Raw genomic sequence first — 24,355 nt, forward strand, 5'->3', positions numbered from 1 at the left:
GTCCGGAGCTTTTTTATACGGGGTCACTTAAGGAACAGGTTGACACAGGTGTCAGGCCGCAACCGTTTCGCTTTGAGTGGCGCCTATAAAGGTGCCTTTGATCTGCAGATCCGCGTCGAGCCAGACAATGTCGGCGCGCTGACCGATCGCCAACGTTCCGCGTGAGGCACCAAGCCCCAGGAAATGCGCCGGCGCGGTGGCGGCCATGATGGCGGCCTCGGGGAGGGTGCGGCCGACGTGGCGGACGGTGTTGCGCACCGCCGTCGTCATATCGAGATCGGACCCGGCCAAGGTGCCATCGGGACCGACGCAAACACCGTCGCGCACGACGATCGTCTGGCCGTTCAGCACGAAGGTCTTGGTTGCCGATCCAACGGTCGGCATGGCGTCGGTGACCAGCATGAACCGGTCGATAGGTCGTGCCCGCAGGGCGATCCGCAGGGCCGCCCAATCGACGTGGTGTCCGTCGGCGATCAGGCCGCAATAGCTGGTCTGATCTTCCAGGGCCGCGCCGACCACGCCAGGCGCGCGGTGGGTGAGGGGGGACATGGCGTTGAACAGGTGGGTGAAGCCCGTCATGCCCGCCTTTAAGGCGTTGACCGTAGTCTCATAGGTGGCGTTGGTGTGGCCGGCAGCGATGATGACGCCGGCGTCTACCAGTTCGGTTATGTCTTCCGGCGTGCAATTTTCGGGCGCCAGGGTGACCAGCGTCCTGCCGGCCTTCAGGCTTTTGAGCAGGGCCTTGCTGTCGGCATCCAGTGTGCGGAACATGTCCGGATTGTGGATGCCCTTGCGCTGCTTGGAAATGAAGGGGCCTTCGATATGGATGCCCAGTACGCCGGGTACGCTGGCGAGGATAGCGGCCTCGGTGGCGCGCATGGCGGCATCGATAACCGACAGTTCGTCACTGATCAAGGTCGGCAGGAAACCGGTGGTGCCATAGGCGCGATGGGCCGCGCCGATAGCGGCGATCCCCGCGATGCTGGTGTCGTCATTGAACAGAACGCCGCCACCGCCATTGACCTGGGTATCGATAAAACCGGGCAACAGATAGCCGCCGTCGACATCTATATGCTGGCCACTTTCATTGCCATCACCAATGTGGGTTATGGTTTCGCATTCGCAGCTCAGATTGCCGCGAACGATGCCGCCCGGCGTGACGATCTGGGCGTTCAGGAAGGTAACAGAGGACGTCATACGGTTTTCGTGACCTTGTTCAGGTGAGGCGGACTGTCGGGATCGAGGCCGCGCGCCACGGACAGGCCATTGGCGAGACGGTAGAAGCTCTGGATCATCAGAATGGGTTCCAGTGCCGCATGGCTGGCCAGGGCGGGCAGGGCGATGGTGCCTGCAACGGCGTCGACATTGGCCAGCATGACCGAGGCGCCGCGTCCGGCAAATTCCTGCGCGACCTCGCGCACGCCGTCACCCGCGGCATCGGATGTCGCGAAGGCCAGGACGGGGAAGCCGTCATTGACGATGGCCATCGGGCCGTGCTTGACCTCGGCCGACGAGAAGGCCTCGGCGTGCAGCGCGCAGGTTTCCTTGAGCTTCAAAGCCGCTTCCTGGGCGACGGCGAAGCCGTAGCCGCGACCGATGACGAACAGGTTATTGGCGTCCGACAGGGTTTTTACAGCGGGGGTCCAGTCGAGCGCAAAGGCGGCTTTCAACTGTGCAGGCAGGGTCTTGAGGGCATTGAGAAGGGCTTCGTCTCCGGCCCAGCCGGCGGCAATGGCTGCCAGTCCGGCCAGCGAGGCGATGTAGGATTTGGTGGCGGCGACGGATTTTTCTGGACCGGCATACAGGGGCAGCAGGACATCGGCCATGGCCGCCAACGGAGATGTCTCGTCATTGACCAGGGCAACGATGTAGGCGCCCGCCTTGCGGTGCGCCTCGACCGTGGCCAGAAGGTCCGGCGAGCGGCCCGACTGAGAAATGGCAATGCACAGCGAGTCCGCTGCGACGACGGGCGCGGCATAGATGGACGACACCGACATGGCGGCGGTTGAGGTCGGCACCCCCGTCAGGGTCTCGATCAGATATTTACCGAAGGTGGCGGCGTGGTCGGAGGAGCCGCGTGCCACCGTGGTGACGGAGCGCGGCGGGTTGGCTTGAAGATGCGCTGACAGTCGCGCCAGGGCCGCGGCATTGGTGGTGAGAAAGCGTTCAACCGCCGCGCCGCCTTCGGCGGCTTCCGAAAACATGAGCGTTGTCTCGGCATCAATCAACGGTTTGGTGGCAAGCGAGGACATAAGACTTCCTTGAAGGTATAGAGTGTAGGGATCAGCTGATATCGTTCAATTCGGCGACGACATCATAGGCATCTCCGCGATAATAGGACTGGGTGAATTCTGCGGCACGGCCATCCTGAAGAAAGCCGCGCCGTTCGATGAAGAGGCCTGGATCGCCGGCCTTCACACCCAGGCGTTCAGCCTGTTCGGGCAGGAAAGCGACAGCACGCAGGCGCTGCAAGGCGCGCACCGGACGATGGCCGGTCTTTTCCAGCGCTTCGTAAAGTGATGTGGTGACCGCCTCCGGCGAGGTCAGGCAGTAGCCGGGGATCGTCGAATATTCGAGCGCCATGGTGGTGTTGTCGGCGAAGCGTATGCGATGGAAACGATAGACCAGGGCGCCAGGCGACAGGCCGAGCGACAGCGATTCTTCCGGGGTGACGGCTCCCGCGGATTTCGATACCCACTCCGAATGGGGCTTACGCCCGCGCGATATCATGTCTTCGGAAAAGGAACTGAGCTTGGAGAAGCTCTTCTCGACGCGCGAGGCGACGAAGGTGCCCGCGCCGCGCCGACGCATCAACAGCCCCTCGGAGACCAGACCGTCAATCGCCTTGCGCACCGTGATGCGGGATACGTCGAAATCCTCGGCAAGGTCGCGTTCGGGCGGTATGGCGTCGTCCTGGTGCAGATGATGGCCCTGGATGGCCTCCCGCAGGGCGCGTTGCAGTTGCAGGTACAGGGGCGCTGGATCATCCTTGCTCAAGCGGCCTATTGTATCGGCAAATGACATATGGGCGGCTTTTGTAGGCGATTTGGACGGGTCGATCATTTTGGACTGGGCATTCATACGGTGCCTCCCGGTAGGAGGGATTTCAGGTGCGCCACGGCTTCGGCCGATGTGCCGCTCTGGCTGGCATTTACATAGCCAAGGGCGGTGGCGCGATCCTGGCGCAATGGCAGGGGCTGGCTGCACGAGGCATGAACCGAAGACACGCCGGACGCCAGAATGGCGCTGACATTGTCGGCGGTTATACCCTTGCCGGCCAGGATTTCGATGCGACCGTTCGCCTGCTTCACCAGGTGGCTCAAACCGGGCACGCCGTCGGCGGCCGTGTTACCTCCGCCAGATGTCAATATGGTGTCAATGCCGAGCGCGATGGCAAGTTCCAAGGCTTCCGTGGCATCCGGCGCCAGATCAAAACCGCGATGCAAGCCGACCGACAGGTCGTGCGCTCTGGCATGGCTCATCAGATCCTGTAGCGCCGCCATATCCAGTCGCCCATCCGCCAGGTTGGCGCCCAGAATGACGCCCTCCAACCCGCAGGCCGCTACGGCAGCGATGTCAAGACGCATCAGATGCTGTTCGTCGAGGGTGTAGGTGAAATCCCCGGCACGAGGGCGGATCATGGCGCGCACCGGCAGGTCCAGTTCGGCGGCCAAAGTCATCAGGCCCATCGATGGCGTCAAGCCGCCTTCCGACAGGGCTGCGCACAGTTCGATTCGATCGGCGCCGTTTTCAGCGGCGACGCGCAGGCCCGCCGCCGTGTCGACCACGACTTCCAGCAGGACGGGCCGCGTCAGGGGGCGTGACGTGTCGGCCATCATGCAACGACCTGTTCCGCGGTCAATCCGTTGTTGACGCCATGCGCCATCAGCAATGCCCCTTCCATGGCGTCATGTTCGGCGTCGGCCAGCAGGCTACGCGCCTGCGGATTAATCCAGGGCGCAAAGATGGGTCCCATGCCGCCGACCAGGCAAACCCGATTGGCACCAACCGCGTGAAGGCGGTTGATATAGCGCGCCAGATCGTCGGCGGATTTTTGCACGATGGACACGGCGACCGGATCGCCCTTGTCGGCAAAGGACATGACCATCGGCGCCAGCGTTCCGTAATCGCGCGGCTTGGCATTGGTAACCCAATGGACGATGTCCGTCGGATGGCCGCCAAAATGGCTAATGATGGCACGGCCGAAATCGCTTTGCGGGGCCAGCCCGTCATGTCCTTCCAGTGCTACACGAAGCGCCATGCGCCCGAGATCGGCCGCCGAACCGTTATCGCACACTTCGAAGCCCCAGCCGCCGATCTGGCGGCCCCGGCCCTGAACCCAGGCATAGGCCGCACTGCCCGTGCCGGAAATCAGTATGCCGCCGTCACGCCCGGAAAAGGCGCCGAGGCAGGCCGTATGGGCATCGGAGGACGCATCGCAACGACCGAACCGCGGCCCAGCCTTTATGGTGTTCTCCGCGTCTTCGGCCGATGAAATGCCGGCCAGACCAAGGCCGATACTGATGCGCTCCCAATCGCCGGCCGAATGACCGGCCTGGACCAGCGTCTGGTCAAGTGCGCCAAGTATATTGGCCCACACCAGGTTGAGGCCCAGCCGGATATTGGCCGGTCCGCTTTCGGCTTCGCCCAGCAGGACACCTTCGGCATTACGCAGACGGACGCGGCACTTGGTGCCGCCGCCATCGACGCCGGCAAACAGCGACAGGCGGGGATCGGATTGAGTCATAACAGGCAACATAACACAGTTCGGCAAGGAGACATGTTCTGGATCGGGTGAAGGTGCGCCTTTTCAGACGTCCGACGGCACCGGTCCGGTGAGGGTTTTCTTGCCCGCGGCCGTGGCGAACAGGCTGAAGAATAGGATGTAGGCGTAGCACACCACCATCAGGCCCATGAAAACGAGCTGGAACGGATAAACTTCCTTGAGGTGCGCGAACAACTGAGGAATGACGGCGCCGCCAGCGATACCCATGACCAGCAGGGCGCCACCGAATTCAGTCAGCTTGCCCAGGCCACGGATGCCCAGTGGGAAGATGGCTGGCCACATCATGGCATTGGCGAAACCAAGCAATGCGACGAAGGCAACGGACACGTATCCCTTGGTCAGGAAGGCCGCCAATGTCAGGACAATACCCAGAATGGCGGACAGGTTGAGGTATTTTTCCTGACTGATGAAGCGTGGGATCGAAATCAGGCCGACGACATAGCCGACCAGCATGGCGACCAGGGTGCCCGACGTAAAGTACTTGGTCATTTCCAGCGGCAGGCCAAAACCGTTGGCATAGGTCGTGATGGCGTCGCCCGCCATGACTTCGGCGCCGACATAGAAAAAGATGGCCAGGAAACCGAAGAGCATCTGGATATAGGCAAACCGCGAGCCCTTGCCGGAATCGGGATTGGAATCGTCACCGAGGGCGGGCAAGGGCGAAAACCAGGTGAAGACGGCGAGCACAGCCATCAGGGCGGCCATCAACATGTAGGGCGTATGAATCCGGGCGGCGAAGGCGTTGAGAATGGCTTCCTTGGCGGCAGGATTGGCGGCCGCGTTCACGTCGGCTTCGAACTGACCCAGGCCATGCAGGATGAAGGTCCCAACGAGAATGGGTGCCAGGAAACCGGCAAACTTGTTAAATATACCCATGACCGCGATGCGCTGGGCGCCCGATTCGATGGGGCCGAGGACGGAAATATAGGGGTTCGAGGCGGTTTGCAGCAGCGAGACCCCAGCACCAATAATGAAGAGGCTCGTCAGGGCGCCGGGGAAGATTCGCATGGTGGCGAACTGGCCGAATCCGGCCGCGCCTAGTCCCATGATGAACAGGCCCAGCGCCATGCCCCGCTTGAGACCCGTAGCCCGCAGGATAAAGGCCGCCGGCAGGGCCAGAAAAAAGTAGGAGAGATAAAAGACCGAAGGCACCAGGAAGGCTTCGACGTCGGTCAGGTTGAAGGCCAGTTTGACAAAAGTAATCAGGGGGCCGTTCAGCCAGGTCACGAAACCGAAGATGAAGAAAAGCATGCAGAAGAGGAGCACAGCCCCCCACGGCGTTTTGGAAGGTGATGCGGCGGCATCCGGCATGGCGTGTTCCCCTATAATACCAATTTCTTTAAGTGGTATGGCTCAACTAAATCCAAAAAGCAATCGAAGTTCGTAAGAGTCGGAAAAAAATCGCCAAAGCGCCATAAAAGCAGGAGATTATATCAATCCATGGAAATTATCACACAATAACTGCGATATAATTGTAACATTTCTATCTCAAATTGAGCCCAATTAAGTATGTGACACATTTATGTTGACACTTTTGGGGTACCAAAGATAGCAATTTGGTGTGAAAGGCATGTGGTTGGTACCTCTTGGTACCTAAGTGGTACGTTTCGCTTGCCCTCCGAAGTCCATAAAGCGGCACCAAACATATTGAGCCCGTCTTCGCCGCAGACGGCACATATAATAGGGAAGCTACCTCAATGAAATTCAAGCGTCATATTCTCATGACAAGCGCCGTTGCCAGTTTCGCGATGGGCGGCTTGTCCTTGGGGCTATCTGCCGGCGTTGCTCACGCCCAGGATGCCGCCGCACCGGCTGACAATACCCAGACCGTCATTGTCACCGGTATTCGTCGCTCGTTGCAGTCCGCTTTGAAACAGAAGCGAAATGCCGACCGCGTTTCGGAAGTCATTACAGCCGAAGACATCGGAAAGTTCCCCGACAAGAACGTCGCCGACTCATTGTCGCGCGCTACAGGGGTGAACGTGGTCACGGGCTCGGCCAATGCTGGCGGCTTCGGTGAAAATGAGCACATTTCGATTCGTGGCACCGATCCGACGCTCAACCTGACACTCATGGATGGTCACAACATGGCGACGGGTGATTGGTTCGTCCTCGACCAGACCGCAGGCGGCCGGTCCTTCAACTACACCATGCTGCCGTCCGAAGTCGTTGGTACCATCGAAGTCATCAAATCGTCCTCTGCGGAAATTCCCGAAGGCGGCATCGGCGGAACTGTCGATGTACATGTGCGCAAGCCGCTCGACCTGAAGGCCAATACGTTCGCCGCATCCGCTCAGGGCATGTACGCGACTCTGCCGGATAAGTGGCAACCCAACGTATCGGGCATGTACAGCTGGCGCAATGAAGCGCGCGATTTCGGCATACTAATCGGTGCCTTCTATGAAAAGCGCACCTTCCGCCGCGATGGCCAGGAAATTCTAGGTTACACACCTCAGGCCAACTTTGCTGGCTCGGGCAAGACGCTGCTCGTGCCATCGCTTATCGGTTCGGCCTACTTCACTCAGGAGCGCGCCCGCAAAGGCGGCAACTTCATGATGCAGTGGAAGTCGGATCGTCTCGAAATCGATTTTTCGGGCCTCTATACCTACCTGGAAGCCAACAATGAAAACCATAACTTCATGTTGTGGGGATCGAAGCTGGCTGGCCAGACGCCAACGACCTACACGACGGATGGTACCTATGTGACATCGGCCAGTTGGACGGCGGCTGCGGCGACGTCGGCAGGCGGCTCGATCGTTCAGGACGATATCTTCCGTAAGGCGCATTCCAAGTCGTGGAACCTTAACCTCGACGTTGCCTACCAGCTCACGGATCGTCTAAACATGAAGGCGCAAGTCGGCTACACGGCGGGCGAGGGGGTCACCGACGATACCGCAGCCTGGGAAACCTATTGGGACAATGTCGGCGCCACATTCGCGCTGGGCACGCCCACCACGCAGGTCAGTTTCCCCGGCCTGCCGTCCGATCCGACATCGGCGGCCTATCTGAATAATAAGTATAGCTGGTCCTGGGGCGGCAAGATTTCGTCGCCGGACAAAGAAGCCTATGTCAAGCTTGACTTCGCTTACGATATCAATAGCGGAATCTTCAAACAGGTCCTGTTTGGCGCACGCACGACCGATCACACCCGCACGCTCAACTATCTGGCCTATGCCTGGGCCGGTAATGGCGCGAACAGCGGTTCGACCGCTATTGGCCTTGGTACCGTGTTCAAGGGCGGCGTCACGCCATCGGATTACGGCAGCGATCTCGGCGGTTCCATTCCCGGCTATTCCTACGCCGACGGCGCATCGGTCTACGACTACCTCGACACGCACAATGGTGGACGTCAATTTGCGTTCTACCCGCCGCTCTCGTTCGGCGTGAAGGAAAAGACCACGGCACTCTACGCCATGACCAAACTGGCGGGTGACAATTGGCGCGGCAATATCGGCCTGCGCGCCGTCAAGACCCAGACGATATCCACCCAATGGTCTGCCAATGCGCCGGTCAAGGAAGTCTTCAACGTCTTCTCGCCGGTCGTCGGCTGGGGCCGGATCGTTACAGAAAAGGAATACTGGGACTACCTGCCCAGTGCAAACCTGACTTATACGGCTTCGGACAACCTGTTAATCCGGGCTGGCGCTGCCAAGGTAATGACGCGACCGGGCTATGCCCAACTGGCCAGCTCGGTTTCGCTGGTCGATAGCAACTTCACGGGCACCGCCGGTGGCAACCCGAACCTCGATCCGTATCGCGCCTGGCAATATAACCTGGGCGCCGAATGGTACTACGCCCCCCAGGCCCTGGTATCCTTCGGCGTGTTCGAACTGGATATTTCCAACTACATCACAACGGAAACCTTCCAGCAGTTCTTCACGACGCAGCAAACGCCGCAAGGTCATATCTTCCAGCTCTCAGGCCCGGCCAACGGCGGCAAGGCCAAAGGGCTTGGCTATGAATTCAGCATCCAGCAGCCGATTGCCGACACAGGCTTTGGCTTCATCTTCAACTACACCTATGTCGATACAAAAGATCGCAATGATCAACCGGTCGACGGAAATTCGAAGAATACGGCCAATCTGACTGGGTACTATGAAAACGATAAGCTCAGTGCGCGTCTGGCCTATAACTATCGTTCGAAGTTCAAGTCAGGCACCGACCGCGCCACACCCATGTGGCAGGATGACTTCGGGACGCTCGACGGATCGTTCAGCTATAACGTGACCGAACACGTCGCCTTGACTCTCGATGCTCAGAATTTGCTGCACGAAAAGCTCAGATATTTCGTCGGCAATCCCAGCATTCCGCGCGCCGTTTATGACAACGGTCAGTCGTTCTACGTCGGCGCGCGTCTCAAATATTGATGTTTAACCGGAACCGGCATCCATGCCCGTTCCGGCCATATCTTCCGGTGGTGGGATGGCCGTTTAGACGCTGATCATCCTACTGCCAAATACCTCGATCCATATTTGGGTAGGCATGCCCAAGTCTTCTCACCTTGAAGACCAAAGACAAGAAAAATGGGCGCTAAACCTGATATCCCAGCGCTTCGATGACCGGGCCGATCTGCGGCAGGAAAGGCTTGAAAAAGCGCTCATAGGGCTTCCAGCGATTGACCGACCGGCTGTTGAGTGGTTTCGACACCTGGGCATAGGAAGGCGTCGGCGCATGGCGCGGATTGGTATGGAAGCGCAGGGTGGCTTCATGAAAGCCTAGCCCCGTCTGACCAAGGACGCGCAAGGTGTAGCCCTTCTGGTCGGCAACGAAATCCTCGTATCTCAGAGTCACGGCCGGTTGGCCCAGGACGGCATCATAATGCGTGTTGAGTTCGTGCATGGCCACCATGTGTTCGATAATGGTCTCGATCTTGTAACCGGCATTATAACCGTGGGTCAGGTTATGCGACAGCATGGACAGGGCGACGTCGAGCGGGTGGCGCACCATGCGAATAATCGTCGCCTGAGGAAAGGCCAGACGAATAAGCGGGAGATACACGTCATTCAGTGGCATCTTGTCGGTGAAAAATAACGTATCGCGCGTCAGGCCGTAGGTTTCGGCCCGCCCCAGATAATAATCGCGCATGACCCCAGCGATATGATGGTAATCAAAAATTTCGGCCTGCGCCAGACGCTGGGGAAAGGGCGCGCCACCGGGAAGGAGATCTTCGGTCAGTGCACGCCATTCATGCACGAACGGCAATTCACCGCCTGCACTGACGTCGGGGTGCGCGTCGAGCATCTGTTCGATCATAGTCGTGCCGGACCGCGGAAATCCGAGAATAAAAATCGGTTGCGCCACGTCTTCGCGACGTCGCGCCCGTGGCAGGCGCTGCATTGTCCCGGCGGTAAAAAATTGCTTCATGGCTGCAAATTCCGCCGCCACCTTCGGCGCGTCGTAGCGCAGACCCATATCGTCGGCCAGCCGAGCCTTGGCGGTGACGAAGCCGTGCATGGCCTCTTCGTGGCGGCCAAGTTTGTCGAGCAGTCGGGCGCGATCAAGCATGGCCGGGCCGGCCAATGTGCCCTGAGATTCGATGAGCTCAAGCGCCTGTTTCGGCTGGTCGGCATGGCTGAGATAGAGCGCGCGCAGCAAGGTGAAGTCCTCGCCGGTCCTGCGGCCGAGGGCTTCGGCCCGCTCCAGCCATATGAAGGCATCGGCCATGTCGCGCTTGGCTTCGAAGGCGCGCGAGATATGCGCCATGATTTGCGCTGACTCCGGTTGCAGCCGGTGCGCTTCCAGTAAAACCGGCAGAGCCTCCTCAATGCGGCCCTGATTGTACAAGGTCAGGCCGAGATTGACGAAAATCTGCGGATGCGGACCGGCGAGGTCCAGGGCGCGGCGATTGTGAAATTCAGCCGCCGGTAGATCGTCCTTCTCGCCCAAAATGACGGCCAGTTGCAAATGTGCCTGCGGATCGTCCGGCAGATTGATGACGGCCTCGCGGGCGGCGGCTTCTGCCGCGGCACGGTGCCCCTGGTTGTGCAGCAGGAGCGTCAGGTCGTTGAGGGCCCAGGGCGAGGCGGGGTCGTATTGGATAGCCTGCCGCATCGTGGCCTCTGCACCGCGCTCATCGCCGCGCGCCGCCTGTATGACCGATTTCAGTTCCAGGGCGTGCCCGTCGTCGGGGGCTTCGTTCAGCCGCATGCTGCATATGGAAAGCGCACCTGAGACATCGCCGGCCTGAAACGCCTGTCGGCCTTTGAGCACAAGGGGATGCGGGGATGCGGTCAAGAGATCACTTCCAAACTTTTACTAACGTGGAAGATGTGGCCGATTCTTGTCTTTCAACAAGCTTACCGTTTATCGGTAAGGGTTTGCATCACATAGGCCCGCAATTGCCTCTCAATTTCGGGTGTCATCGCGCCGAACAGGCCGCGGGCGTGGGGTGGAATATGAGCCACGGACGGGTCTGGTTCGAAGAGATAGTGATCGAATAAGGTCCGCCAGCGCAGGCGCTCCTCACGCGGCAGGTCGCGCAGCGTCATAAGCCCGTGCATCAGGGTCGTAAGCGGTGTCGTGCGTGCCAGATAGTTGGGACCTTCTCGCCACCAGAAGTTGATCATGGCGCCGAAGCTGTCCAGCGATTCGACATGATGGAAATAGAGACTGGGCACGTAAAGCACATCACCCGGTGCAAGGTCGGCAACCTCGGCATGGCGCATGGCATCACGGAATTTAGGAAACTGCGCGAAATCAGGCGCATGGAAATCGACCAGGCTGGTTGGCTGTCCGGCCAGGGTGAGATCGAGGGGCGTGATGTAGAGGTTCTCGATCTGGTCTATGGGAAAGAGGGTAAACCGTCGCCGTCCGGCCACGACGCAGGCGAGGTTTTGCGGCAGGTCCCAGTGAGCCGCGGTGCGTGTCCGATTGCCTATCCATAACGAAATCATGCGCGGCCTGTCTTCCGGCATGAGGTCGAGCGTGTTTTCCGCCGCCACGTCCGGCATGACCTGCTGGACCGGCACCCCGCCGGCATAATGGCAGGGTGCGGTGTCGTCCTCACTGTCGCGTAACAGCAGATCGGCGATGGTGGCGAAGGGCAACTGCCGTTGCTGGTGGTTGAAACCACGCAGGTCGTCGCTGAAACTGTAACGGCCTTCGATTTCCGGTTTGGCCGATAGCAGCATGACCTTGCGGTCGTTGGCGCGGGCCTTGAAATAGTCGCAGAGGGCGTCCGGGCCCTTGGCGGCTTCGGCGACCGTCGGCCAATGGCGGGCGGCCCCCTTCAGGATGGCCGGACGCTGGCCAGGCAGGATCGCGGTTTCGAAGCGATGGCGATCGACATTTTCAAAAACCGCCACCTTGGGCGCGTCATCCAGCCACATAAAATCCGAACTCCCTGTGGCTGTCTGGGTATCATTCGGTCCTTTGGGGGTCAAGGCGCAGTGCCTTTTCGCATAGGCCGGCGGCTCCACAATTGAACTGGCGGGAAACCCGACTTGCGGCTAATCTGAGGGCAAGCGCGCAGCCTCTGACAGCGGCGCCGATGGGGCGAATGGGGATGACCGGCAATCAATCGGGGACGGATGGCGACCGAACAAGGACGAAGCGATTCATCCCCTGGTCACTCTATGGCGTCATCGCCCTGTTTTTGCTGATCGTCATCCTGGTCAATATTTCGTCCCATGCGATTGAGGACCCAAAAACGGCGCTGTGGGAGCCTGTCCTGTGGGAGGTGTCCAGCTATGCGGCCATCATGCTGCTGACACCCGCGCTTTATTTCAGCTATCACCGCTTCCATTGGCGGCGTCTCGGCCTGCCGCGCTTCGTCCTGATCCAGGCGGGGGCCTGCATTTTGTTTTCGCTCCTGCACATTGCCGCCATGGTGACTATCCGAGCCGTGGGGTACGGTCTTGTCCATCAGACCTATAATTTCGCGCAGGGCCATCTGGTGCTTGAGCTGATCTATGAAGGTCGCAAAGATGCCTTGACCGTCCTGGTGGTCATGGGCTTCTGCTGGGTCAATGAGCGGTTGACGCAGTCTATGCCAGCCCTTCTGCCGGACCGTATTGAAATTCGCACCGATGGCCGAACCGTCTACCTGTCACCCGCCGAAATCGTCTATGCGGAGGCGGCAGGCAATTATGTCGAACTGCACCTGGCGTCAGGTCCGCCCCTGCTGGTGCGTGACACGCTGGCAGCCTATGACAAGCGGTTGTCACCCTACGGCTTTGCACGTATCCACCGCTCGCGACTGCTCAATCGCCACCATATGCGCCAGGTGTCCAGCACGGCGTCGGGCGATCTGCGCGTTACGCTGAATGACGGCCGCGAATTGACCGGCAGCCGCCGGTTTCGCGATCAGCTGTATTGAAACGACGGCGGCCGGTCGGTGGGGGCGCGGCCGAAGGCGAGATTGGGCTTATCCGACATGACAAAATGCAGGACGCCGCCCTGCATCAGATCGGCGTGACCGATCCATGACCGCGTCTGCGGTACGCCGCGCCACGATACACTGTCGATATAGGGTTTGTCGTCGCCGGCACCATCCGCCAGGATAGTCAGTTGTCGGCCATTGCCCAGCGTGATGTCTGCCTTCGGGAAGAGGGGAGAGCCGAACACATAGACGCCGCTGACCGGGTCGACCGGATAGAAACCCAGCGCCGACAGGATATACCACGCGCTCATCTGGCCGCAGTCCTCATTTCCCGCCATGCCGTCCGGATCGTCACGGTACTGGGTTCTCAGGATGTCATGAATGCGGGCCTGAGTTTTATGATGCGCTCCGGCATAGGCGTACAGATAGGCGATGTGATGACTGGGTTCGTTGCCGTGCACATATTGGCCGATCATGCCGGTCATGTCAGGCGGTGCATCGGAGGGCAGGTCCGAGGAGGCGTTGAACAGGGCATCGAGCTTGGCCTCAAACGCCGCGTCACCGCCGAAGAGCTCTATATGCCCATAGATGTCATGCTGATTGAGGAAGGTCGCCTGCCACGAATTGCTTTCCGTATAGTCCCACCACCGCTTCGAATTATACCCCATGCTGCGCGGATCGAACGGCGTGGCCCATTGACCATTGGTCAGGCGCGGCCGGCAGAATTGCGTTGCCTTGTCGAATACCTGACGGTAGGTGCGTGAGCGTTCGCGTAGCAGGGCGGAGTCCATGTAGGCGCCGGCGGCCTGGGCCATATGGGCCATAGCCCAGTCGTCATAGGCGTATTCCAACGTCTTCGACACCGACTCGCCTTCCAGATCGCACGGGATATAGCCCAGCGTACGATAGGCGTTGAGCCCGGGCGTACTGCGGTCGAAGGCGAGCTTGCGATAGAGCGTCCAGGCGCGCTTGGCCACCGTCGACGTCCGATCGCCGAACAGGCCCTTGTGCAGCGCTTCGGCGATCACCACTGCGGAATGCCAGCCGATCATGCAGAAGGTTTCTACGCCCTGCAACGGCCAGATGACCGGGCCCGACGGGCTTTGCTCGCCTTGTTCGATCAGGTTTTCGGCGAACGCCATGGCGCGTTGGGGCGCGATAAGGGTCATGAGCGGATGCAGGGCGCGGTAGGTGTCCCACAGCGAATAGGTGCTGTAGTTGAACCGGTCCGGTGGCAATTGGTGGACCTGCTTGTCCATGCCGCGATAACGCCCGTCGGAATCGCTGAACAGGGTCGGGGCGAGATGGGTATGGTAGAGCGCGGTATAAAAAATCTGGCGCTTTTGCGTATCGTCCGTTTCGAGGGTTATGCCGCCGATGGCGCTGTCCCAGGCCGCGCGTGCCTCCGCCACCGTTTCATCGAAGCGGAAGCCCAAGCCATCCGAATCCAGATTGGCCAAGGCCCCGTCGACATCGACGGCGGAGAGGGCGGCCTTAACCAGCAACGGTCCGCTCAGGTCCTTGCCGAAATGCAGTGCGACCTTCAGAGATGTCCCGTCATAGGCAGTGGCGCCGGTGATTTCCGTCTCGTCCTTGTAGAAGGTCATCGAATCGGCCGGTTGCGACAGGCGCAGAGCAAAATGGATGACGCGTCCCTGTGCCCACTGGCGTACGACGCGCGATCCCACCAGTGTGTGTGCGTCGAGCAGCTTGATCGACGAGGATATCAGCCGCGTCGCGCTGCCGTCGTAATTACGAAAGCCGTGCGCCCAGTCAATCAGAAGGTGCGCGTCTCCGGCCGGAAAGGTGTAGCGATGCAGGCCTGACCGCGCCGACGCTGTGAGTTCCGCCTTTATGCCGGTTTCGGGGAGCACAATGCTGTAATAGCCGGGGGTGGCGGTTTCCGCCTCATGACTCATGCGAGTGCGATAGCTGCCTTGCGGATCGGCCAGGGTGCCGGGCTTGATGCGGACCTCGCCCAGTACCGGCACGACCAACAGATCCAGCATGTCGCTGGCGCCGGTGCCGGACAGGTGGGAGTGCGAGAACCCAAGCAGGGTCTTGTCGTCGTAATAATAGCCCGAGCAGGCGTCCCAGCGCGCATTATCGGTGTCGGGTGACAACTGGATCATGCCAAAGGGCACACTGGCGCCGGGATAGACGTGACCGTGGCCGCCCGTGCCGATCATCGGATCGACAAACCGGATATTGCCTCCCGGCACCGCAGTCGCGTCCTGGGCTGATGCCAGGCGGGGCAAGCCTGCCGCCAGGCCAGACGCAGCGACGGACGCCAGCAAAGAACGACGCGACAGCATAGGCTTCCCCCCAACACGCATACAGAACGCTATACGACGAGTTTAGGCTTGCGCCGCACGATGTCCAGCACCAGTTCGCCGAAAAGTGTATTGGCCCATGCGAACCAGGGCCGCGTAAACTTGGCGGGATCGTCCTTGTCGAAGCTTTCGTGAATAAAGCCGGTGCCGGCGGTCGTCGCCTGGAGGGTTTTCAGGCTCTGGGCGATTTCAACCTCGTCATCGCTGGTCAGGGCACGCATAATGATCGACATTGGCCAGATCATGTTCATGCCGATATGTGGTCCGCCAATGCCTTCGCCTGCCGCACCGACAAAGAAGTAGGGATTGGCATCGCTCCACACCGCCGCGCGGGTGGCTTGATACAGAGTATCCTCCTTCTCGCACGCGCCCAGATAAGGCAGGCCGAGCAAGCCCGGCGTATTGGCGTCGTCCATGAAGAGGGTATTGCCAAAGCCATCGGCTTCATAGGCCCAGACGATGGTGTTGTCGGGCAAGCGGTGGCGGCCATATTGCGCCAGCGCCGTGCCGATTTCCTCAGCCAAGCCCGTGCATTCGGCGCGAAAGCCGCTATCGAATCCGAGTGGCCCGGCCATTTCGGCCAGGTGCCTCAGCGACACGACGGCAAACAAATTGGACGGGATCAGGAAGGGCAGAACGCACGCGTCATCCGAGGGACGGAAACCGGAATGGATCAGCCCGACCTTTTTCGTAGGCGCGCCGTAGCCATTCAGCGGCATCATTTCGGTGGACGCGGTCGCATTGCGCAGGAACCGGTAAGGACCCGGATCGGTCTTGCGCTGCTGAACCCGGAAGGTGTGCACAACGGTGCGCATGGCCTGACGCCATTCGTCGTCGAATGGCGCCGTGTCGCCCGTTGTCTTCCAGTAGCCATGCGCCAGACGCACCGGATAGCATAGGCCGTCGAGTTCCCACTTCCGTTCGGCGACACCAGGCTTCATCTCGGTATCGTCGGACGCCGACCATCCCAGATTGGTCATGGCTGTCGGGTCACGCATAAAGGCGTTGGCGTAGGGATCAAGCAGGATGCAGCGCGCCTGACGCCCAATCAGCCCGCGAAACAGGGTGGTCAGCGCCTTGTCCTTGGCGGCATAGGGCAGGTAGGGCCAAACCTGGGCGGAGGAATCGCGCAACCACATGGCGTCGATATCGCCGGTGATGATAAAGGTATCGGGCTTTCCGTTGACGACCGAGGTCGTGACCGTGGTGTCCAGCGTATTGGGGAAGCAATTTTCGAACAGATCGGCCAGCGACTTGTCCTTCAGCTTCTTCTTGGTCTGGGTAATGACCTGCTCGATGGCGGGGCTGGTAAAGCGGCGTTCGGCCACTGGCGGACGGCCGACTCTGGCGACGGTTTGGGCGGTGGTTTGGGCTCGAGCCTGACCGGCCATGGCCATGGCGCCGAGCATTAGCAAGAGTTCCCGCTTGTTGAGCATGATGCCGTCCCGTTTTTGTCCCGTTGCCTCATTGTGGCAAAGGACGATCAGGGCGTAAAGTCTATGCCCGCTTAAGGTGTGGCGTGAGGCGCGCGTGTGGCCAGTATATGCACCGAAGCTGGAGCTATAAATTCAGCAGCGCCGGATCGCCCCCCTGGGCCGTGATGTTGATGCTGATCGCCCGTTCCGAAGCGAAGCGCGTCAAGGCCAGCGGGCCGCCCGCCTTTGGACCCGTGCCGGACAGGCCTTCGCCGCCGAAGGGTTGAACGCCGACCACCGCACCTATGACGGTGCGGTTGACATAGACATTGCCCGCCGGGACGGCATGCATGATCTTTTCGGCAAAGGCTTCCAGGCGCGAATGTACGCCCAAGGTCAGGCCGTAACCGCGCCCAGCCAAAGCCTTCGTCATCTCATCGGGATTTTGCGAGTCGTAGCGGATGACATGCAGAATTGGCCCGAAGACTTCGCGTTCCAGCTCGGTGGGCGATGTCAGTTCTGCCAGGGTCGGTGCGAAGAAGTGCCCGTTCAGGCTCTCCGGTATCGGTGTGCGATGGAGGATCTTGCCCTGGTCTTGCAGGGTTTCGAGATGAAGCTGGAGGATGGCCTTGGCATCCGCGTCGATCACCGGTCCGATGTCGGTGGTGAAGTCGGCGGGGTCGCCGATGGTCAGCATGTCCATGGCACCTTTCAGCGTTTCGATATAGCTATCGGCCAATTCATGGGGCAGGAACAGCAGACGCAGGGCGGAACAGCGCTGACCGGCCGATCCGAAGGCCGAGGCGATGACATCGTCAACGACTTGTTCCTTGAGCGCGGTGGTGTCAACAAACATCCCGTTCAAGCCGCCGGTTTCGGCGACGAAGGGCACGATCGGTCCCTCCTTTTGCGCCAGGGTCAGATTGATACGTCGCGCGGTGTCGGTACCACCGGTAAAGGCGACACCCGCTATGCCGGGATAGGCCACCAGCGCTGCACCGATTGTCGCGCCATCGCCCGGCAGCAGGGCCAGAAGGTCGGGATGCAGGCCGGCGCCGTAGAACAGCTTGACCGCCTTTTGGGCGATCAAGGGCGTCTGCTCGGCCGGTTTGGCCAGGACGGCGTTTCCCGCCGCGAGAGCGGCGGCGATCTGGCCGGTGAAGATGGCCAGCGGGAAGTTCCATGGTGAAATACAGACGAAAACGCCGCGACCGTGCAGGAGGTGGGCATTGCGTTCGCCGACCGGGCCGGTCAGGGTGGTTGGCGCCGAAAACTGCTCACGCGCCAGTTTGGCGTAATAGCGACAAAAATCGGCGGCCTCGCGCACTTCGGCGATGGCGTCGGGCCAGGTTTTTCCGGCTTCGCGCACCATGACGGCGCACAGCTTGTCGTGCTTGCTTTCCAGCGCGTCGGCCATGGCCTCCAAAACCGTTGCGCGACCGTCGCCCCCGGCGTCGTTCCACGCCGGTTGCGCCGCCTGGGCGCGCGCGAAGGCCTCTTTGATCATGACCGGGTCTGCTTCGTGGACATCCCCAACGATGCGGGTGATGTCCGCCGGCGCGAATATATGCGCGGCATAGGTGGAATGCGGCTTGCCGCCGATCAAGGCGTTGGCGTCCTTACGGTCGCCGTCAAGCGCATGGACAACGTGGCGCAGGCGGTCACGAACTGCGGCAATGCTGACATCGGGACCAAAGCTGTTCAGCCGGTCGCCATACAGGTCGCGCGGTAGCGGCAGGCGCGCGTGGCGGTCGGGATGGGCGCGCACCTTGTCGACGGGATCGGAGATGACGTCTTTCGGTTCGATTTTTTCATCCAGCAAGGCATTGACGAAGGACGAATTGGCACCGTTTTCCAGCAGGCGACGAACGAGGTACGGCAGCAGGTCTTCATGACCGCCGACCGGCGCATAGGCCCGCAGGGGAAAAGCCTCGAACTGTTCCGCGGCCTGGGCATAAAGCTGCTCGCCCATGCCATGCAGGCGCTGGAACTCGACCGTGACGCCGGCGGCATTGGCCATGCGGCGCACGGCCGCCAGCGAATGGGCATTGTGCGTGGCGAATTGCGAATAGATGTGGGGCGCGGCGTCGATCAAGGCCTTGGCGCAGACCAGGTAGCTCAGGTCGGTCGCCGCCTTGGTGGTATGGACGGGATAGTCCTCGCGGCCCATAACCTGGGCGCGCTTGATTTCCGTATCCCAATAGGCGCCCTTGACCAGCCGGACCATCAGGCGGCGGCCGCTCTTTTCCGCCAGCACGCGCAGGGCGGCGATTACGTCGGGGCAGCGCTTCTGATAGGCTTGGACCGCCAGGCCCAATCCTTTCCACGCGCCCAGTTCCGGTTCATGGCACAGCCGGTCGAGCACTTTCAGCGACAGGGCCAGGCGATCGGTTTCTTCGGCATCCAGGGTGAAATTGATATTGGCTCGGGCGGCCAGGATAGCCAGTGGCTTGAGGCGGGGATACAGGTCCGCCATGACGTCATCTATCCGGGCGGCTTCATAGCGGGAATAGAGGGCCGACAGCTTTACCGAAATACCATGGTCGGCTTCCGGTCCCCGGCTGGCGACCTTCGACAGGGCGACGATAGCGTCTTCGTAGGCCTTGGCGTAGCGGACCGCATCGGCTTCCGTGCGCGCGCCTTCGCCCAACATGTCGAACGAACAGAGATAGCCATCCTTTTTCGACCGCTTCAATGCCGCTTCGATGGTGCGGCCAAGGACGAACTGCTCGCCCATGATGCGGATGGCCTGGGCGACGGCCCGGCGGATAACGGGCTCGCCCAGCCGCGCCGCCAGGCCGGTGATATAGCCGCCGACATCCGACTTGGCCTTATCTTCAACGTCGATGATCTTGCCAGTCAGCATCAGGCCCCAGGTCGAGGCATTAACGAACCAGTTGTCCGATTGCCCCAGATGTGAGGCCCAGTCGGCCGAGGCGATCTTTTCGGCGATCAATTGGTCGCGGGTCGCCTCATCCGGTGTCCGCAGCAACGCTTCGGCCAGGCACATGAGCGCCAGGCCCTCAGCGGTGCCGAGCGAAAATTCCTTGAGGAAGCTTTCAACCACGCCCTGACGCTGGGCGGCCTTGCGTGTGGCTCGCACCAGCGATTCGGCTTCTGCCCGCACCACAGCGCGCGTCTGGTCATCAAGCGGATTGGCCTGAAGGAGGGCTGCGCATATGGCCGCGTCGCTGATATATTTATGACTGTCGAGGCTATCCCAATCGAAGACATATGCGCGCAAGGCAGGGGCGGAATCCGGCATGGCAAGCTCCTATTTTTGTTGCAATCGATACTACTGCAGAGCCTCGAAAGATAGACTATTTTTGCCGCAGGCTATCACGTTTGCACGATGACGCACGGGCTATTTGCGACCTATGGCTTTCGCCGCCGCGACCCCTGTGGCAAAGCAGGCCTGGAGCAGATAACCGCCGGTCGGGGCCTCCCAGTCGAGCATTTCGCCAATCGCGTAGACGCTGGGCAAAGCCTTCAATTCAAAGTCCTCTGTCAGGGCGTTGAAGCTAATGCCGCCGGCCGATGAAATTGCACGATCAAGCCCTTGTGCACCGGTCAGGCGCACGCTCACCGCCTTGATGTCGTCCGCCTTGACTTCATGCACCAGAGCGATAGCGGCCGGGCCGAGATTGAGCGCCTTACGCAGGCGGTTCGACTGGCCGTCTTTTGGCGATGCGCGCTTGAGCTTGTTCACCACCTGTCCGGCGTCGAGATCCGGACGCAGGTCCACGACCAGATCGGCGTAACCGGTCTTGGTGATCGCGTCACGTAGGGCAGCGGATAAGGCATAGATCGCGCCGCCTTCGACCCCGCCGCGCGTCAGCATGAGTTCACCCTTGACTGTGCGGCCGGCGAATTGGACGGCTATGTTCTTAAGCGGCTCGCCGGCGAAGCGGTCGGCGAACAGGGCGCTCCAGGCCGTCTGGAAACCGACATTGGCCGGCTGGAACGGCACGATCTCAACGCCCTTTGCAGACAGAGCGCCGACCCAGCTTCCATCACCGCCAAGCCGGGGCCAGCTTGCGCCGCCAAGCGCCAGAATCGTGGCTTTCGGGATGATACGGATATCGTCGTTGAACAGAAGCGCATTGCCGTCCCAGCCGCGCCAGTCATGACGGGTATGCAGGGTAACGCCCTGGCCTTCCAGCCGTTTCAGCCAGGCACGCAACAGGGGCGAAGCCTTCATCGCCTTCGGGAATACACGCCCGCTTGAGCCGACAAAGGTCTCGGCGCCCAGGCCATCGGCCCAGGCACACAAAGCCCTGGCGTCGAAGGCCTCCAGTACCGGGCGCAAGACCTGCGCTCGCTTGCCATATCGGGTAACGAAGCGTTCGAAAGGCTCGGAATGCGTCAGGTTCAAGCCGCCCCGTCCGGCCATCAGGAATTTGCGTGCCACCGACGGCATGCGGTCGTAAATGACCACCTTGATGCCGGCGGCACTGAGCGTTTCGGCCGCCATGAGGCCGGCGGGGCCGGCGCCAATGACTACGACCGTGTCTGGAACTGTATGGGGCAAGGACATTTTACGGGAAGGAGACGCGGTTGGAGAGGGCTAGGGTGCGCTCATAGCGCGGAATGGTCGGCAATGCCAATCTTGGCCGATGCCGCCATGATTATATCCGACATCACCAATCATCGAATCCTTATGCCGGAAGTGTGATCTTGCGACTCACGTGGCGATCTTGCCCACGCAATCTGAGAAAAAAGGGACAGACCCATGACAAGCCCGATGAAGCGCATTGCTATGATTTCCGTTATCGCTCTCCTGCCGATCCTCGCCGCCTGCCACACCGTTCAAGGCGCTGGTAAGGACGTTACCGCCGTTGGCAAGGGCATGGAAAGCGCCGCCAAGCAGTAAGACGCGAAGCGATCGCAAATCTATCTTCAGCCCATGGCGTAGGTGCGCCATGGGTTGTTTATTGAGTGTGCTTCGCAACGGTTTGCATGCGGCGTTCAATTCCCGTAAAATCGCCGCAATTGCGAGTCACGCTCGTAACACCTGATATCTGAGGACTATTATCATGAAGCGCATCGTTATTGTTTCCCTTCTCGCCCTGGCGCCGCTTTTGGCCGGGTGCCATACCATCCAGGGCGTCGGCAAGGATATCACCGCTGTCGGTCGCGGCCTGGAAAACACCACGCACTAAGACGTATAGTGAACCGCCGCGCGCTTTTGACGGGGCTTTCTGCCGTTGTCCTGACCGGACCGGCTAAGGTTAACCCTGTCCGCGCGGCGCCCTCCCGGCGTGATGTGTTTTTGGCGGCGGCGCACGCGCAGACGCATAGCGCCGTCACCTATGACAGCGCCTATACGCGCATCCCTTACCCTATGGGGGATGTCGCCCCCGACAAGGGCGTGTGCACCGATGTGGTCATTCGCGCCTATCGCGCCATCGGCATAGACCTGCAGCAGCAAGTCCACGAAGACATGGCCGCCCATTTCGCTCTGTATCCGCGCACCTGGGGGCTCAAACAGCCGGACAGTAATATCGATCATCGCCGCGTGCCCAATTTGCGCGTCTTCCTGTCGCGGTTCGGCCGGACCTTGCCGGTGACGACAGAGCCAGGCGATTACGCGGCGGGTGATCTGGTCACCTATCGCATCATGGGTAAGATGCCGCATATCGCCGTGGTCAGCGACCGCATGGCCCTTTTAGACCGGCGGCGTCCTTTGATCATTCACAATATCGGGTGGGGACCTAAGGAAGAAGACAGCCTTTTCATGCTGGGCGCCGAGCTGACCGGGCATTACCGTTATGCCGTTTAGGCGTTTCGTCATTTGGGGTGTTGAGCGCCTGGTGGAATGGCATCTGGCCATGCTGTGCTTGCTGGCCGTCCGGTTCCTGCTGCCTGTCCATGATGATAGTTATGTCAGTCTCAATGCCTTCGTCGCGGGTGTACGGGAGACCTGGCGGGCGGGATTGGACGATGCTCGTTTCATGACCGACGCCTTCATGAACGGCGACAGGCTGCTGTATGGCTGGAAAACCTATGTCGCCACAGCCTATGTCATAGGCGTCCATATCTATCTGCAAAGCCTGTATCTGTTTACATCTATGCTGGCGCGACGCATCAGCAATGGTCGCGACACGCAGTTTTCCATCGCCGCCTTCCTGGTGAGTTTTGTTATCTTCTGCGCTCTGAATTTGCCCAGTCACGATGTGGGCAGCCTGCGCCTGGCCCTGTGTCTGTTGATCGGTGGGTTGGTCGTGGTCAGCCTGAGCGCTGAATTCGGTAAGGCTTTGAACGGAAAGCCAGTGCCGCCTCGCAACATGGCTTCGCGGTCAAAGTCTTCGCAGAGTCGGCCAGCAACGGCCTTTTCGGCTGGTTTGTCTGAAGTTGCCGCCGTGTCCGAACGAGACGCCGGCTATTCAGTTTTCCGCCGCAAAGCGCTCTATTTCCGCGAGTAGCTCGGCCTTGCGTTCATTACTGGCGAACGCGCCGGTAATGCTGTTGCGCGCCAAGGTCAGGCAGTCGCCGCGGCTGATCAGGCCGCGCCGTGTCAGGGCACGGAAATTATCGTTCACATAGCCGCCGAAATAGGCCGGATCATCCGAATTGATCGTTGCGTGCAGTCCTTGTCGCAACATGTCAGGAATGGGATGATCGTTGAGGTCGGTAACAACGCACAGCTTGTGATTGGATAACGGACACACCGTCAAGGTCAGGCCTTCGGCGGCGATGCGGGCCACCAGGGCCGGGTCTTCCAGTGAGCGGTTGCCGTGGTCTATGCGGTCGATGTGCAAAACGTCCAGCGCTTCATAGATATATTCCGGCGGGCCTTCCTCGCCGGCATGGGCGCATAGTTTCAGGCCCAGCTCACGCGCCCGGGCGAAGACGCGGGCGAATTTCGCCGGCGGATGGCCGACTTCGGAACTGTCCAGGCCGACGCCGGTCAGTCGGTCGAGATAGGGCTCGGCCATGGCCAGGCTTTCGAAAGCCGCCTCTTCGGACAGGTGGCGCAGGAAACTATGGATCAGCAGGACGCTGAGGCCGAGGGTTTTGGCGTCCGTTGCAGCGCGGCTCAGCCCGTCGATGACATAGGCATAGGGCACGCCGCGATCGGTGTGGGTCTGGGGATCGAAGAAGATTTCGGCGTGGCGGACGTGGTCGGCGGCGGCACGGCGGAAGTAGGCCATGGCCAGATCGTAGAAATCCGCTTCGGTGCGCAGGACGTCCGCGCCCTGATAATAGATATCGAGGAAGTCCTGAAGATTGGAGAAATCATAGGCGGCGCGCAGGTCTTCGACCTTAGCATAGGGCAGGGTGATGCCATTGCGCTGCGCCAGCTCGAACATCAGCTCGGGCTCCAGCGAGCCTTCGATATGCAGGTGTAGTTCGGCCTTGGGCAGGCGGGCGACGAAGGCGTCGAGCGCGGAAATGGCATGTGTATCTGGCATGGGGGAGGATCCTCTTGTGCCTATAGTCGGATCAAATGCCCCGGTTTGGCAAGCCCGCCAAGGCACTTTAATGTCGGCACCTAAGC

General features: G+C 60.5%; 19 protein-coding genes. 6 read left to right on the plus strand and 13 right to left on the minus strand.

Annotated elements, in window-relative coordinates:
- Positions 1–51 precede the first annotated feature (51 nt).
- The 6 genes from nagA to RCJ00_RS17390 form a co-directional block, all read right to left on the minus strand.
- Complete coding sequence (nagA, locus tag RCJ00_RS17365) at positions 52–1,197, minus strand: N-acetylglucosamine-6-phosphate deacetylase (protein WP_316223522.1); 1,146 nt, start codon at positions 1,195–1,197, stop codon at positions 52–54.
- Complete coding sequence (locus tag RCJ00_RS17370) at positions 1,194–2,252, minus strand: SIS domain-containing protein (protein WP_316223524.1); 1,059 nt, start codon at positions 2,250–2,252, stop codon at positions 1,194–1,196. Before RCJ00_RS17370 ends, nagA begins: the two co-directional genes overlap by 4 nt.
- A 31-nt stretch (positions 2,253–2,283) precedes the next feature.
- Positions 2,284–3,024 (minus strand): GntR family transcriptional regulator, encoded by a 741-nt coding sequence (locus tag RCJ00_RS17375; RefSeq protein ID WP_316223635.1) that lies wholly within the window; start codon positions 3,022–3,024, stop codon positions 2,284–2,286.
- Positions 3,025–3,077: 53 nt separating this feature from the next.
- The gene (locus tag RCJ00_RS17380) at positions 3,078–3,839 is read right to left on the minus strand and encodes a copper homeostasis protein CutC (protein ID WP_316223525.1); all 762 of its coding nucleotides are present in this window, start codon (positions 3,837–3,839) and stop codon (positions 3,078–3,080) included.
- A complete protein-coding gene (locus tag RCJ00_RS17385; RefSeq protein ID WP_316223526.1) occupies positions 3,836–4,747 on the minus strand; it encodes a glucosamine kinase nucleotide-binding domain-containing protein in 912 nt (303 codons plus the stop codon). The genes RCJ00_RS17380 and RCJ00_RS17385 overlap by 4 nt, the downstream gene beginning before the upstream one ends.
- A gap of 63 nt (positions 4,748–4,810) precedes the next feature.
- Entirely contained in the window at positions 4,811–6,097 is a 1,287-nt protein-coding gene (locus tag RCJ00_RS17390; RefSeq protein WP_316223527.1) for a sugar MFS transporter, read from the minus strand.
- Between the two features lie 386 nt (positions 6,098–6,483).
- On the opposite strand from RCJ00_RS17390, the gene RCJ00_RS17395 reads away from it, so the two are divergent.
- Positions 6,484–9,153 (plus strand): TonB-dependent receptor, encoded by a 2,670-nt coding sequence (locus tag RCJ00_RS17395; protein WP_316223529.1) that lies wholly within the window; start codon positions 6,484–6,486, stop codon positions 9,151–9,153.
- A gap of 163 nt (positions 9,154–9,316) precedes the next feature.
- On the opposite strand, the gene RCJ00_RS17400 is transcribed toward RCJ00_RS17395, so the two are convergent.
- Both RCJ00_RS17400 and RCJ00_RS17405 read right to left on the minus strand, forming a co-directional pair.
- Positions 9,317–11,020 (minus strand): tetratricopeptide repeat-containing sulfotransferase family protein, encoded by a 1,704-nt coding sequence (locus RCJ00_RS17400; protein WP_316223531.1) that lies wholly within the window; start codon positions 11,018–11,020, stop codon positions 9,317–9,319.
- Between the two features lie 62 nt (positions 11,021–11,082).
- On the minus strand, positions 11,083–12,168 hold the full coding sequence (locus RCJ00_RS17405) for a cupin-like domain-containing protein (protein ID WP_316223532.1): 1,086 nt from the start codon (positions 12,166–12,168) through the stop codon (positions 11,083–11,085).
- 122 nt (positions 12,169–12,290) lie between these two features.
- Between RCJ00_RS17405 and RCJ00_RS17410 the strand changes: the two genes are divergently transcribed.
- Positions 12,291–13,103 carry a LytR/AlgR family response regulator transcription factor gene (locus RCJ00_RS17410; RefSeq protein WP_316223534.1) on the plus strand — a complete coding sequence of 271 codons (813 nt, stop codon included), beginning with the start codon at positions 12,291–12,293 and terminating at the stop codon, positions 13,101–13,103.
- On the opposite strand, the gene RCJ00_RS17415 is transcribed toward RCJ00_RS17410, so the two are convergent.
- From RCJ00_RS17415 to RCJ00_RS17430, 4 genes are all read right to left on the minus strand, one after another.
- Positions 13,091–15,421 carry a GH92 family glycosyl hydrolase gene (locus tag RCJ00_RS17415; protein WP_316223535.1) on the minus strand — a complete coding sequence of 777 codons (2,331 nt, stop codon included), beginning with the start codon at positions 15,419–15,421 and terminating at the stop codon, positions 13,091–13,093. The two genes, RCJ00_RS17410 and RCJ00_RS17415, sit on opposite strands and share 13 nt — an antisense overlap.
- Positions 15,422–15,450: 29 nt before the next feature.
- Entirely contained in the window at positions 15,451–16,875 is a 1,425-nt protein-coding gene (locus RCJ00_RS17420) for a glycoside hydrolase family 125 protein (protein ID WP_316223536.1), read from the minus strand.
- A gap of 124 nt (positions 16,876–16,999) precedes the next feature.
- Positions 17,000–20,119 carry a bifunctional proline dehydrogenase/L-glutamate gamma-semialdehyde dehydrogenase PutA gene (gene putA, locus RCJ00_RS17425; protein ID WP_316223537.1) on the minus strand — a complete coding sequence of 1,040 codons (3,120 nt, stop codon included), beginning with the start codon at positions 20,117–20,119 and terminating at the stop codon, positions 17,000–17,002.
- 99 nt (positions 20,120–20,218) lie between these two features.
- The gene (locus RCJ00_RS17430) at positions 20,219–21,391 is read right to left on the minus strand and encodes a TIGR03862 family flavoprotein (protein ID WP_316223539.1); all 1,173 of its coding nucleotides are present in this window, start codon (positions 21,389–21,391) and stop codon (positions 20,219–20,221) included.
- 195 nt (positions 21,392–21,586) lie between these two features.
- Here RCJ00_RS17430 and RCJ00_RS17435 point away from each other — a divergent pair, with 195 nt between their 5' ends.
- The 4 genes from RCJ00_RS17435 to RCJ00_RS17450 all read left to right on the plus strand — a co-directional run bounded on the left by RCJ00_RS17435 (position 21,587) and on the right by RCJ00_RS17450 (position 23,279).
- Positions 21,587–21,727 carry an entericidin gene (locus RCJ00_RS17435; protein ID WP_316223540.1) on the plus strand — a complete coding sequence of 47 codons (141 nt, stop codon included), beginning with the start codon at positions 21,587–21,589 and terminating at the stop codon, positions 21,725–21,727.
- Positions 21,728–21,890: 163 nt separating this feature from the next.
- Positions 21,891–22,016 (plus strand): entericidin A/B family lipoprotein, encoded by a 126-nt coding sequence (locus RCJ00_RS17440; RefSeq protein WP_023459728.1) that lies wholly within the window; start codon positions 21,891–21,893, stop codon positions 22,014–22,016.
- A gap of 8 nt (positions 22,017–22,024) precedes the next feature.
- Positions 22,025–22,636, plus strand: a complete 612-nt coding sequence (locus RCJ00_RS17445) for a DUF1287 domain-containing protein (RefSeq protein ID WP_316223542.1) — start codon at positions 22,025–22,027, stop codon at positions 22,634–22,636.
- Entirely contained in the window at positions 22,626–23,279 is a 654-nt protein-coding gene (locus RCJ00_RS17450; RefSeq protein WP_316223543.1) for a hypothetical protein, read from the plus strand. The genes RCJ00_RS17445 and RCJ00_RS17450 overlap by 11 nt, the downstream gene beginning before the upstream one ends.
- Here the strand turns inward: RCJ00_RS17450 and RCJ00_RS17455 are convergent.
- Positions 23,241–24,269, minus strand: a complete 1,029-nt coding sequence (locus RCJ00_RS17455) for an adenosine deaminase (RefSeq protein WP_316223544.1) — start codon at positions 24,267–24,269, stop codon at positions 23,241–23,243. The two genes, RCJ00_RS17450 and RCJ00_RS17455, sit on opposite strands and share 39 nt — an antisense overlap.
- Positions 24,270–24,355: the final 86 nt, after the last annotated feature.

This window comes from Asticcacaulis aquihabitans (genome assembly GCF_032490435.1).
In the GTDB taxonomy this organism is placed as follows: Bacteria; Pseudomonadota; Alphaproteobacteria; order Caulobacterales; family Caulobacteraceae; genus Asticcacaulis.